Below are 12,091 nucleotides of genomic sequence, written 5' to 3'. Positions count from 1 at the left end.
AGGGTCATTTCCCGAGGAAGTGCTTCACATCCACCATGGCAGGGCCCACGGCCAGGACCGCCTCCCGGAGCCGCTCGCGGGAGATGCTGAAGTAGATGGCCCAGTCCCGCAGGTCGTAGGGGTCCTCGATATGGATCAGCTCCTGGCTTTCGGACGATGGGATCTGCAGGTTGTCGGGCACAGAACCTCCTGTGGATCGATATCGCACCCGGGCAGGGGCCCAGATGCGTGTCCCTACGTGGGATCCTAGGCCCCGCCCGCCGGCGGGGCGAGATTTCCCCCCGAACGGTCGATTTTCAGGGCCGAACGGATTCGACCCCCGGCGATTCCGGCCCCGGCGCCGGCCTCCCCTCCCCGGGCCTGGCCAGCCGGGACTCGTAGAGGCGGGCCAGGAATTCCATGAGGATCCACTCCTGCTCCCGGGGGTGGGTGCGGAACAGCCGGTTGAGGTGCATGTGCGCCAGGCTCCCGGCCAGGGCGGCCCGGTCCTCCCGCAGCTGCCCCTGGTCGCAGGCCTCGCGGATGGCCCCCAGGCTCCGCAGGCCGAACACCTCCCCCGTCCCGGGAGGCCGGGAGAGCTCCGCCTCCAGATCCTTCCTCAGCGGCCTGAACCTCGCGCCGATCGCCACGACCCCGGGTCCCGTGCCCTCGAACTCCTTCCGGAGGGCGTCCCGCGTGTCCCGGGACAGATCCCGGCGCGCCAGGTCGTCCAGCCCCAGGGCGGCCCAGATCGCGTCCACCTGCCGGAGGCCCGCCTTCCATCGGTCCTTCCGACCCAGGCCCACCAGCAGGTGGCTCAGGATCCACTCGCTGTCCTCGAAGAACCACGCCTCCGCGAGGTCGAACCCCCGGGGCCCGCCGTAGCGCTCCAGCTCGGGCTCGAAGGTGTCCACCTGCCATTTCCACAGGAGGCCCTGGGCTCGGCAGTTCTCCAGGTGCCGGTGGACCTCGGGCAGCAGGCCCGTGAGGAGGCGGAGGGGCAGGCCATGGAACCGGACGCGGAGGTGGGGCTCCGGATCGCGGTACCGGACGAAGTGCCAGCGGTCCCAGAATCCCTGCGCCCGGGTCCACCGGAGCAGGGGCTCCAGCGCCACGAGGAGACGGTCCCCGCTGGCGGCGCCGCCGTAGAGCTTCAGGTAGAGCCATTCCGAGCCCGGCGGGTAGGCGCGGATCTCAGTGGCCGTGGAATCCGGCGGGAGCCGCACCGGTCGCGGCGGCGCGGCGGGAGCAGCCTCGAAGGGGATGACCAGCTCGTGGGCGAAGGTCCCTTCGGGCGAGGTGACCGGCGCCTGCCCGGCATCCGGGAAGCACTCCGTGAGGATGAAGGCGGACCGGCCCGCCACGAGGTGGTGCAGGGTCTCCACCCAGAGCACGCGATCCAGGTCCACCCGCAGGCTGTTGTCGGCATCGGTGAGCGTGACGAACCGCGGCAGCCCCAGGCGCTCCCGCAGGATCTGGAAAGCCCCCCAGGCCCCCTCGCCGCCGGCGGCCAGGGCCGCCTTCAGCTCCTCGGCGCGGATCCGCCATCGCGCGCGACTGAGGACATGGCGTCCACGGACCACCCTGGGCAGGAACGGCTGCTCGGCCAGGGCCCCCCAGGACCAGCCGCCGGCCCGGCCGTCCTGGTCCTGCAGGTGGGACAGGAACCGGTAGACCACGGGACCGCGGGCGAAGTTGTGGGCGGAGGACAGGCGGGGGATCACCTCCCGCCCCAGGCGCACGGAGGCCAGCACCACCCGGTCTCCCCGCACGGTCACCTGGAGGTCGGACGGGGGAATCACATGATCCTGGGGGACGCCCGCCGCCGCCAGGAAGGGGATCTCGTACTCCCGCAGGGCGGGCCGGGCCAGGACGTTGCCCATGCGGCCCTCGGGCACGTGGACCACCTCGGCGAACACCGCCTCCGGCCGCAGCGCCTCCTCCTTCCGGAGGTGCCGCTGGAGGGAGGCCTGGAGGCCCGGGTCGCCGGAGGCGAAGCGCCCCAGCCACCGGGCCGCCGTGGGACCCGAATACTGTTCCATCCAGAACTGGAAGTTGCCGCGATCCAGGTCCGCGGGGCTGGAGGCCACCAGGGTGGCCAGCGCCGCGAAAGCCGCGGGGAAGGGCTGGGGATCCGGCTGGGCCAGCGCCTCCACATCCGCCTCCTCCAGGGTCCAGATCCGCGTCCCCGCCCACCTCGGGAGCTGGGCCAGGAGGAACTGATCCCGGGGCGACAGGCTCCGCGGGGGCGCCGGCGCCTGGAAGGGCAGACCCTCCAGCAGGGGATCGTCGTAGGCGGGAGCGCCGTCGAACCCGATGCCGCTCTCCTCGTCGAGCACCTCCAGCAGGGGCATCCACCGCTGGCCGTACCGCTCTCTGAAGGCCCAACAGAACCTCTCCAGGGGCCGGTCGACCGGCCCCTGCGTCAGACGCCGAAGGGTGTCGGCGCCCTCCTCCAGGGCCCGGCGGATCCCGGTGGACAGCGCCAGGCCCGGCGCCGGGCGGAAGAGGTCCACCTGGAGGAGGTCCCGGATTCCCGTGGGCAGGTCCAGCCCCTGGAGGGACGGCAGGTGGGCCGGGTAGCCTTCAGGACAGGCGCCGAGGGGCGCCTGGCGGAGGCGGTCCAGGTCCCGGCCGAGGGCCACCAGCGGTTCCGCCTGGGGTGCGGTCAGGGCATGGGCCCGAAGCCCGGCGACCACGTGGCCCAGGGGATCGGGGCTGGTCAAGGGCGGGTGCAGGTCCCCGCGCAGCACCTGGGCTTCCACGATCTGTTCGAGGAAGGCGCGCGCGTCCGACAGATCAACCTTCAGGCGAACCGCCAGCCGCACGGCCAGGTCCCCGAAGGATTGCCCCGCCCGCGCCTGCTGGAGCGCGAAATCGAGGTGGGGCGTGGTCTCCACCGCCTCCAGGTGGTACGACCGCCCCTTCCCTTCCGCGTCGCGGGTCTCGAGGTAGCGGTGCCATCCGCCCCAGGCGTAGAGGCTGGAATTGGGCCGGTAGGTCACGCGGGACCGCACCTCCGGATCCCCCTCCAGGCGGTTCACCAGGGCCTCCAGGATGCCCCAGTCCAGACGCACGGCCTTGCGGCACGAGCGCCAGGAGGCCAGGGCCAGGCGGCTTTCCGGTCCCCAGGCGCCCGTGGACACCCCCGCGAAGAGCCCGAAGGGCGTCGCGCGGCTGCTCATCCGGCTGAGGTACTTCACCAGGGCCCGCTCCACCCCGCGGGTCGCCGCGTCGTCCAGCGCGCCCTCCAGCCAGGCATCCAGGCGCCCGGCCAGGTCCGGCGAAGCCAGCGCCACGGCCTCCCGCACGGCGGGCTGGCGGATCTGCGCGCGAAGCGCGGCGCGCAGTGCCTCCCGATCCCGCTCCAGCCGGGCTTCCGGGGTCTCCTCCGCCAAACCTTCCCGCGACAGGCCTTCCTGCGGCGGCGGAACCGTCACGGCGAGCGCATCCAGGGGGAGACCCGGGCTCCGGAGCACGAAGAAATCGGTGGTCTGACAGGAAGGCTGCGGCATGGACCGATGGTCTTTCCGAAGAGAATCCCTCCCAGGAGAACATGTCCCGCGGATGCCGGCCCGGGAAGGGCCGAACGGTAGCAGGTGGGGGGCCGAACGGTTCGAGCCGTGGTTACATACCGTTCATGGAAATCGGTTGGAAGGGCTCCCGCAAGGGCTCACAAACGAGGTCGCGCCGCGCGGCGCCACCTGGGAGCTCCCATGACCACCACCCTTTCCTTCCGCAAAGAATCCATCCAGCAGGCGAGCAGCGTCAGCGAGACGCTGAACCGGCAGAAGGCCGCCGCCGAGGGCCAGGGCCAGAGGACCGCTCATGAGCCCTGGGCGCCCACCCTCACCACCACGGTCTTCACGATCTAGGGGCGACCTGCATGGAGCCCTTGCCGTGGAGGTGGATGCGTCGAAGCCATGGGTCCGGCTGTTCCCGTTGGCCCGGAACTGGCGGGTCCTCCTGGTCTGCTACCTCCTCTGGGTGGCGGTCCTCATGTACAGCTACCAGACCACCCACCGGCTCGGGAACATCTGGTTCTGGGCCAGCCTCCTCTCCGGGCCCTTCACGCACATTACCGCCTTCGCAGGGCTGGCCCCCCTGCCCTGGACCCTGTCCCGCCGGCTTCCCTCCCCGTGGAGGTTCGCCGTGGGGTTCGTCGCCTCGGTGGTCGCCTGTGAATCCGTCTCCTACCTCCTGCCCATCTTCGACGGGTGGCTGCTCTCGCGAGCGGGCCACCAGTTCAACATGGCCCGCGCCACGGCCGTCTACAGCTCATTCGTGGGGCCAGCTATGATGATCGTCGGAGGTCTCACCGCGTCACGGGCCCGGTCGGAGGAGCTGCGGGCGGCCTCCGAGGCCGAGGCGCAGGTCGCCAAGAACCGCCTGCTCCAGGGGCAGGTCCACCCCCATGTGCTGTTCAACGCGCTCAACGGCCTGGCGGAGCTGGTCCACAAGGATCCCAAGGCGGCCGAAACCGCCATCCGGCACCTGTCGGACCTGCTCCGCCGGATCCTGCGGGCCTCCGAGCACATGCGCCTGCCCCTCGGCGAAGAGCGGAAGATCATCTCCGATTTCCTGGCCCTGGAGGCCATCCGGCTGGGGCCCCGGCTCAGGGTCCTGTGGGACTGGGACGAGGGGCTCGATTCCATCGAGATCCCGCCGCTCCTTCTCCAGCCCCTGGTGGAGAACGCCATCAAGCATGGGATCGCGCCGAGCATCCCGGGCGGCGACATCATCATCCGGGCCCGCTCCCGGGACGGCTCGGTCCGGCTGGAGATCTGGAACTCCGGCAGGCCTTTCCCGAGCCAGGTGAACGGAAGCGGCATCGGCCTGAAGAATCTGCGCTCGCGCCTCGCCCTGCACTTCGGCTCCGGCGCCGAGCTCGTCATAGGGCCTTCGGGCCAGGGCACGCTCGCCTGCATCCAGTTCGAGGCGACCCAAGTAGAATGGCCCCATGAAGCCTCTGAAGGCCCTGGTAGTTGATGACGAGCCTCTGGCCAGGGAGCGCCTCTCGCGGCTCCTTCAGGAGGCCGAATGCACGATCGTGGATGAGCTCGGGGACGGCGTCGCGTTGCTCCAGTGGCTGAAGCAGCCGGCCGAGGTGGACGTCATCTTCCTGGACATCCAGATGCCCGGCCTCAACGGGCTGGAGGTGCTGGCCGAGGTTCCGGACTGCCCGCCGGTGGTGTTCGTGACGGCCTTCTCCGATTACGCCGTGCGGGCCTTCGAGCTCGCCGCGGTGGACTACCTGCTCAAGCCGGTGTTCGAGGACCGCCTCGCCAAGTGCCTGCAGCGCCTCCGCGACCGCCTGGTCCGGCGGCTCAGCCCTTCGGAGCTGAAGACGCTCATGCCGCCTCCCGTCCGCTTCCCCATCCGGGCTGGAGACGGCGAGATCTACATGGACCTGGAGCTGGTGACGCATTTCGAGCTCGAGAGCGACCGCGTGTGGGCCTGCCGGGGCCAGAACCGCTACCTGACCCGATGGTCCACCCTGGCGGAAGTGGAGCAGGCCTTCCCGGAAGCTGGCATGCTCCGCATCCAGCGGAACCTGCTGCTGCGGCCCCAGATGGTCAAGGGGATCCGCCCATCCACGGTGGGCCGCATCAAGGTGCTGGTGGCGCCCCAGGTGGAGCTGACCGTCAGCCGGGCCATGACCTCGCGGACGAAGGAGTGCATCCGGGGCGAGGGAACCTGACGGGGAGCCCGGACCCGCCCGTGTCTGGTCGAGACGCGCCTCGTCGCCCGCACCCTCCCGGCGCGGATACCCCCGCGACCCCGCCCGTGATCCAATCGAACCCAGGATCCCGGGCCCCTCAGGCCCCGGACCGGGAGGTTTCCCCATGCGGCTCAAGGCGATCGTCGGCACGGTGCTCTGCGCGATGGGGGCCGCCCTCTGGAGCGGGGAGGCCACACCCCCCACGCTGCGCCTTCCGGCCTCCGTGCGCCCGCTCCGGGGGCGGCTGGAGCTGACCATCGTCCCCTCGCGGGAGTCCTTCACGGGAACCGCCACGTACGACCTGGCGATCTCGGAGCCCACGGCGACCCTCTGGATCCACGCCACGGGCCTCAGGTTCCAGCGCGCGGAGCTCGCGGCGGGCGGCGCGAGCCAGACCGCCACGGTGATCCCCGGAAACGAGGACGTGGTGGGCCTGCGCTTCGCGGCGCCCGTGGTGTCTGGCCCTGCGCGGCTGACGCTCGCCTGGGAGGGCGCGCTGGATTCCACCCGCAGCCAGGGCCTCTACCGGGTGAAGGAGGGCGACGACTGGTACGCCTACACCTTCTTCGAGCCCATCGACGCGCGGCGGGCCTTCCCCTGCTTCGATGAGCCCGGGTTCAAGATCCCATGGACCCTGGTGCTCCACGTGCCCCAGGACCAGGTGGGGCTGGCCAACGCCCCGGCCACGGAGGAAACCGCCGAGCCCGGCGGCATGAAGCGGATCACGTTCGCGGAGTCCCGCCCCCTGCCTTCGTACCTTGTGGCCCTGGTAGTCGGTCCCTTCGACGTGATCCCCGCGGGCACGGCCGGGCACCACGGCACGCCGCTCCGGTTCGTGGTTCCCAAGGGCCGCGGCGCGGAAACCCGCTACGCGGCGGAAGCCACACCGCGGCTGGTGAGCCTGCTGGAGGATTTCTTCGGCATGCCCTACCCCTTCGGGAAGCTCGACGTGGCCGTGGTCCCGCGCTACTGGGGCACCATGGAGCACCCCGGGCTGGTGGCCCTGGGCCAGCCCCTGACGCTCATCAAGCCCGGCGAGGAGACGCCGGCCCGGAAGGAGTTCTACAGCACCATCGCCGTGCATGAGCTGGGCCACTACTGGTTCGGCGATGTGGTGACCATGGCCTGGTGGGACGACACCTGGCTGAACGAGGGCATGACCACCTGGATCGACGCCAAGATGATGGAGGCCTTCGAGCCGTCCTGGCGGGTCCCCGCGAACCGGCTCCAGCTCATGGCCAACGCCATGGCCGCGGATGCCCTGCCCTCGGCCAAGCGGGTTCGCCAGCCCGTGGCCTCCAAGGACAACATCGAGAACTCCTTCGACAACAACCTCACCTACTTCAAGGGCAACGCCCTCATGTCCATGGTGGAGCGATGGGTGGGCCCCGAGCGCTTCCAGGGGATCGTGCGGACCTACATCCAGCAGCACCAGTGGAGCAATGCCACCTCCGAGGACTGGCTCAAGGCCGTGCAGGACGGGGCCAGCGCCCCGGCCAGAGCGGTGTTCGAGACCTTCATCGGCCAGCCCGGCGTCCCGGTCCTCACGGGCCGCTGCGTCCAGACACCCGGGGGCTGGAGCCTCGAGCTCACCCAGAGGCGATTCCTGTCTGCAGGCACGGAGCCAAGGACCCCGGCGGTCTGGACCATCCCCGTGGGGATCCGGACAGACCGGACCTCCGAGCCCTTCTACGCGGTGCTCACGGAGAAGTCGGCCACCTTTCCCATCCCCAGCGGCCAGCGGCCCGAGTGGATCCTGCTCAACGCCGGCGGCTCGGGCTACTACCGGGTGGCCTACGAGGCGGACCAGCTGACGGCGCTCCTGCAGGCACCGGCCTCGGCGCTGACAGCCCAGGAACGGTTCCGGCTGCTGGACGATGCGAAGGCCATGGGTGAGACGGGGGCCCTGGACCTGCCCTCTACGATGCGGCTCGCGGGGGCGGCGGCCCAGGATCCCGACCGGCTCATCGTGGCCCAGTCCCTGGCCCTTGCCGCCCGCATCCCCGCCGGGCTCCTGGGCCCGGCCGACCGGCTGCGGCTGGCATGGTACCTCCGCGCCACCTGGGGGGCTCGGGCCCGGACGCTGGGCTGGACGCCGCGACCGGGCGAGGACGTGGAGACCCGGCGCCTCCGGGCCCTCCTGGTGCCCCTCGTGGCCTTCCGAGGCCAGGACCCCGCCCTTACCCGGGACGCGAAGACCCTCGCGGCCCGCTGGCTGAAGTCGAGGAAGGGTGTGGACCCGGATCTGGTGGTCCCGATCCTCGCCACTGCTGCCCGGGCCTCCGGCCGGTCCTACTTCGACCGGATGGTGGCGCAGGCCCGCGCGACCCAGGATCGCCAGGAGCGCGCCCGGCTCATGGCAGGGCTCGGCGCCTTCCGCGCCCCCGTCCTCGTGAACGCCGCGCTGGACCTGCTGCTCCGGAAGGACTTCGACATCCGGGAGTCCGTGCTGATCCTGGATGGCGCCCTGTCCGACCCCGAGACCCGCCCCGTGGCCTGGGCCTGGCTCCAGCGGCACTTCGACGAGATGGCCCCGCTGTTCCGCAGCGACGATTTCTGCGGTCTCGTCGGGCGCCTGGGCGAGGCCCTGTGGGACACCGTGAGCCGCGAGTCCTTCGAGGCCTTCCTCCGGCCCCGGGTCCAGCCCTTCGACGGCGGCCCCCTGGCCCTGACCCGCGCCCTGGAATCCATGGAGGTTCATCAGACCCGGGGTCGGCGGGACCTGGAGGCCAGCACCCGGTTCCTCCGCGGGAAGGGACGTTCCTAGCCTCGGGAAGGAATCCCCCCGCTGTATCCTGGCCCCAGGCGCCGGTTCCCCGCGATGGGAGGGCGGACATCGGAGCGGTGTGGACGGGAACGGGGAGCGCGCGCAGGTCGTCGTCCTGGGGGGCGGAATCACCGGCCTGCTGGCGGGGTGGCATCTGCGCCAACAGGGCTACAACCCGACGGTCTGGGAGGCCTCCGCGGCGCTGGGCGGATGGGCGCAGACCCTGCCCTGGCCGGGGCCGGCGGGCGAGCCGGGCTGGCTGGAGCGCGGACCCCAGGGCCTGCTCGTGGGTCGCGGCGGCGCGCTGGACCGCCTGCTGCGTGCGCTGGCCATCGAGCTGCGTCCCTCCCGGCCCAGGGGTCCCCGCTGGCTGGGCAAGGCGGGGCGCCGGCATCCCGGGCCGGCCTCGCTGGCGGGAGTGCTGCGCGCGCCGGGCCTGGGTCTCGGCGGGAAGCTGCGGATGCTGGCGGAACCCTTCATCCCGGCAGGATCCAGGCCTGAGGAGACCCTCCACGCGTTCTTCGCCCGGCGGCTGGGGGAGGGCTTCGCCCGGGAGCTGCTGCCGGCCTTGGTGGCCGGGGTGCTGGCGGCTCCGCCGGAGCGCCTGGGCCTGGAGGCCGCGCCGCGCCTGAAGCGCCTGGAGGCGCATGGCGGCCTGGTCCTGGGCGGACTTCGAACGGGCCTCGAGCGCACGCGCCAGCCCGTGGGCGGTACCGGCGCGCTGGCGCAGGCACTGGCGGAGCGGCTTGGCGGGGTGTCCACGGGCCGGGCGGCCATGGCCTTGGAGCCTCTGCCCGACGGCCAGTGGCGGATCCACGGCAACGGCCCCCATGTGGAGGCCGGAGCGGTGGTCCTGGCCCTGCCGGCGCCCGCAGCCGCAGGACTCCTGCGACCCTTCGCCCCCGGAGTGGCCGCGGAGCTGGCGGCCATCCCCCACCTGGATCTCCGCGTCTGGCACAGCCGCCATCCCCTGGTGCGGGGCTGGGAGCGGGGCCTCGGCCTGCTGGTGCATCCGCCGGAGGGCCGGGGGTTGCTGGGCGCCGTGTCCTTCGCGGCGGACGACCCCCGGGGCGTGCCGGGCCTGCTCCAACTGTGCGCCTATGTGGGCGGCGCCTATCCCGTGGACCCGGCGCTGGCGGCCTGGCCGGGCGTCTTCCGGGAACTGCGCCGCTGGCTGCCGGAGCTGGACGAGGCGGTGCAGGTGCGGGAGGAAGCCTGCCCCGGCGCCTTCCCCCTGCTGGAGCCGGGCCACGGCGCCCGGGTGGCGCGGGTGCTCCAGGGGGTTCCGCCGGGCCTCCACTGGCTTGGCGCGGCCCGCTTCGGACCTGGGATCCCTCATCTGGCGGAGGGCGTGGAGGTCTGGGCCAGCGCGCTGCCCAGGGTTGGACTCACTTGAACTCGGTCAGGGGCTCGAGAGCCGGGCCGGCCTCCTTCGCGGGGTCGGTGCAGCCGGCGAGGGTGATGGCGATGGTCAGGAGCTGGACGAGGATGACCAGCGCCACGCAGGCGGACCAGCCGCCGAAGCGCCAGAGGTAGGCCGGCAGCTCGCCGCCGAGGGAGCCGCCGATGTAGTAGCAGGTGACGTAGATCCCCACCGCCAGGGCCTTGTCCTGGCGCGCCGCCACTCCGATGTAGCTGGTGGTGGCCGCCTGGGCCACGAACACGCCCGTGCAGCTGAGGGCCAGGCCCGCCACCACGGCCCAGAGGTTCGGGATCATGGTGAGCAGCATGCCGGCGATGCCCGTGCCCATGGCCAGCACCATGGCCGTCCGGTGGCCGTAGTGGTCGATGATGCGACCCGCGGAAGGCGTGATGACCGCGCCGACGAGGTAGGTGACGAACAGGAGCCCGATGGCCACGGGGCTCAGGTGGAAGGGCGCCCCCGCCAGGTGGAAGGTCACGTAGGAGAAGCAGGCGATGAGCGAGAACAGGACGCCGAAGCCCACGGCGAAGGTCGCCTGGAGGCGGGGGTTGCGGAGGTGCGCGAGCGCGCCCGCCCACGGTGATTCGCCCTGGACCCGGCCGGTGAACCTCCGCTCTTCGGGGAGCCAGGCCTGGAGGAGGAAGGCCGAGACCACGCCCATGATCCCGATGGCGAGGAAGGCCCAGGACCAGTGCCAGCGGGACACGATGAGCCCGGTGGTCATGCGCCCTGTGAAGCCGCCGATGACGGTGCCGGTGACGTAGGTGGCCATGGCCCGTCCCACCCCTCCTCCAGCCCACTCCTCCTGCACGTAGGCCACCGTCACCGCGAAGACGCCCGGCGTGAAGAGCCCCTGCAGGAAGCGCCAGAAGACCAGGGCGGGGAGGCCCGTCGCCGTGGCGTTCAGCAGGGTCACCAGCGCCAGCAGGCTGGCGGAGAAGACGATCACCCGCTTCCGGCCCAGCCGGTCGGCCACGGACCCCACCAGGGGCGCCGCGATCGCCACGCCCAGGGTGGAACTCGTGAGCGTCAGGCCCACGGCCGCCTTGCTGGCGTGGAAGAGCCGCTCCAGCATCGGCAGCAGGGGCTGGGTGGCGTAGAGACCCAGGAAGGCGCAGAAACCCGCGAAGGCCACGGCCAGGGTGCGGCGGCCCTCCGCCCCCCGGGAGTCTGAGCCGGAAACAGGGGTCGGGGATAGATCACCTTCGCGCATGGCTCCATGGTCGGAACCTTCATATCCGATGAAAAATATCTATTGGAGTGCTATCTGATATTCAGGAGATATCAATGGAACTCCGCCTGCTCCGCTACTTCACCCTCGTCGCCGAGGAGCTGCACTTCAGCCGGGCCGCCGCCCGCCTTCACATGGCCCAGCCCCCCCTGAGCCAGCAGATCAAGCAGCTGGAGCAGGAGATCGGCGTCCCGCTGTTCGTCCGAACCCGGCGCCACGTCGAGCTGACCGAGCCCGGCCGGCAGTTCCTGGGCTCGGCGCAGGAGATCCTCGCCCGGGTGGACCACGCCGTGCTCCAGGTCCAGCGCGCCGCCCGGGGCGAGGTGGGCGAGATCGCCATCGGCCTGGTGAGCTCCGCCTCCTACGAGGACACGCTTCCGCGCATCCTCCGGGCCTACCGCGAGCGCCATCCTGACGTGGCCATCACCCTCCACGAGCTGAGCAGCGGCGAGCAGGTGGCGGCGCTTCGGGAGGACCGAATCCGGGTGGGCCTGCTGCGCCCGCCCATCCACGAGCCGGGCCTCGCCACCACCACGGTCCTGCGGGAACCCCTGGTGGCGGTGCTCCCGGCCGACCACCGCCTGGCGGGCCGGCCGCGCATCCCCCTGGCCGCCCTGGCCGGCGATCCGTTCATCATGATCCCCCGCAGCCACGGCCTGGGGATCCTGGACCTGGTGATGGGCGCCTGCCTCGCCGCCGGCTTCACGCCCCACATCGCCCAGGAGGCCAAGGAGATCCAGACCGTGGTGGGCTTCGTGGCCGCCGGCTACGGCGTGTCCCTGATGCCCCGCGCCGTGCGCCGCCTCTCGCACGCGGGCGTGGCCTACGTGCCCCTGGCGCCGCCCCAGGTGCAGATCGAAGTCGCCGCGGCCTACCGGCAGGGCGACGCCTCCCCCCTCCTGGCCGCCTTCCTGGCGGTGCTGAAGGAAGCCACGTCAGGACGGGCCTTGCCGAGATCCGGCCCCTGAT

At 71.8% G+C, this 12,091-nt stretch carries 9 protein-coding genes; 6 read left to right on the top strand and 3 right to left on the bottom strand.

Features of this window, described 5'->3' with window-relative positions:
* Positions 1-4 precede the first annotated feature (4 nt).
* Positions 5-181: a DUF3606 domain-containing protein gene (locus tag ML539_RS01080; protein WP_243319820.1), complete on the bottom strand. Its 177-nt coding sequence runs from the start codon at positions 179-181 to the stop codon at positions 5-7.
* A 115-nt stretch (positions 182-296) separates the two neighbouring features.
* Positions 297-3,494, bottom strand: coding sequence for a lantibiotic dehydratase (locus ML539_RS01075; protein ID WP_243319818.1), 3,198 nt, complete (start codon positions 3,492-3,494; stop codon positions 297-299).
* 201 nt (positions 3,495-3,695) lie between these two features.
* On the opposite strand from ML539_RS01075, the gene ML539_RS01070 reads away from it, so the two are divergent.
* The 5 genes from ML539_RS01070 to ML539_RS01050 all read left to right on the top strand — a co-directional run bounded on the left by ML539_RS01070 (position 3,696) and on the right by ML539_RS01050 (position 9,864).
* Complete coding sequence (locus ML539_RS01070) at positions 3,696-3,854, top strand: hypothetical protein (RefSeq protein ID WP_243319816.1); 159 nt, start codon at positions 3,696-3,698, stop codon at positions 3,852-3,854.
* Positions 3,855-3,879: 25 nt separating this feature from the next.
* The gene (locus ML539_RS15625) at positions 3,880-4,968 is read left to right on the top strand and encodes a histidine kinase (protein WP_243319814.1); all 1,089 of its coding nucleotides are present in this window, start codon (positions 3,880-3,882) and stop codon (positions 4,966-4,968) included.
* Positions 4,940-5,680 (top strand): response regulator transcription factor, encoded by a 741-nt coding sequence (locus ML539_RS01060; protein WP_243319812.1) that lies wholly within the window; start codon positions 4,940-4,942, stop codon positions 5,678-5,680. Before ML539_RS15625 ends, ML539_RS01060 begins: the two co-directional genes overlap by 29 nt.
* Positions 5,681-5,825: 145 nt before the next feature.
* Positions 5,826-8,468, top strand: coding sequence for a M1 family metallopeptidase (locus ML539_RS01055; protein WP_243319810.1), 2,643 nt, complete (start codon positions 5,826-5,828; stop codon positions 8,466-8,468).
* A 79-nt stretch (positions 8,469-8,547) separates the two neighbouring features.
* Positions 8,548-9,864: an FAD-dependent oxidoreductase gene (locus ML539_RS01050; protein WP_243319808.1), complete on the top strand. Its 1,317-nt coding sequence runs from the start codon at positions 8,548-8,550 to the stop codon at positions 9,862-9,864.
* On the opposite strand, the gene ML539_RS01045 is transcribed toward ML539_RS01050, so the two are convergent.
* Positions 9,857-11,104, bottom strand: a complete 1,248-nt coding sequence (locus ML539_RS01045) for an MFS transporter (RefSeq protein ID WP_243319806.1) — start codon at positions 11,102-11,104, stop codon at positions 9,857-9,859. The genes ML539_RS01050 and ML539_RS01045 overlap by 8 nt on opposite strands.
* Before the next feature lie 74 nt (positions 11,105-11,178).
* On the opposite strand from ML539_RS01045, the gene ML539_RS01040 reads away from it, so the two are divergent.
* Positions 11,179-12,090: a LysR substrate-binding domain-containing protein gene (locus ML539_RS01040; protein WP_243319804.1), complete on the top strand. Its 912-nt coding sequence runs from the start codon at positions 11,179-11,181 to the stop codon at positions 12,088-12,090.
* The last annotated feature ends 1 nt before the right edge of the window (position 12,091 follow it).

It is taken from the genome of Geothrix sp. SG200 (genome assembly GCF_022808935.1).
Taxonomy (GTDB): Bacteria; Acidobacteriota; Holophagae; order Holophagales; family Holophagaceae; genus Geothrix; species Geothrix alkalitolerans.
The sequence above is the reverse complement of the archived record's forward strand: the minus strand, read 5'-3'. Positions and strand labels throughout refer to the sequence as shown.

Bases quoted from the DNA above. Each gene is read 5' to 3' on its own strand.
- ML539_RS01075 (WP_243319818.1), bottom strand. From the start codon at position 3,494: ATGCCGCAGCCTTCCTGTCAGACCACCGATTTCTTCGTGCTCCGGAGC.
- ML539_RS01070 (WP_243319816.1), top strand. From the start codon at position 3,696: ATGACCACCACCCTTTCCTTCCGCAAAGAATCCATCCAGCAGGCGAGC.
- ML539_RS01060 (WP_243319812.1), top strand. From the start codon at position 4,940: ATGAAGCCTCTGAAGGCCCTGGTAGTTGATGACGAGCCTCTGGCCAGG.
- ML539_RS01055 (WP_243319810.1), top strand. From the start codon at position 5,826: ATGCGGCTCAAGGCGATCGTCGGCACGGTGCTCTGCGCGATGGGGGCC.
- ML539_RS01045 (WP_243319806.1), bottom strand. From the start codon at position 11,104: ATGCGCGAAGGTGATCTATCCCCGACCCCTGTTTCCGGCTCAGACTCC.
- ML539_RS01040 (WP_243319804.1), top strand. From the start codon at position 11,179: ATGGAACTCCGCCTGCTCCGCTACTTCACCCTCGTCGCCGAGGAGCTG.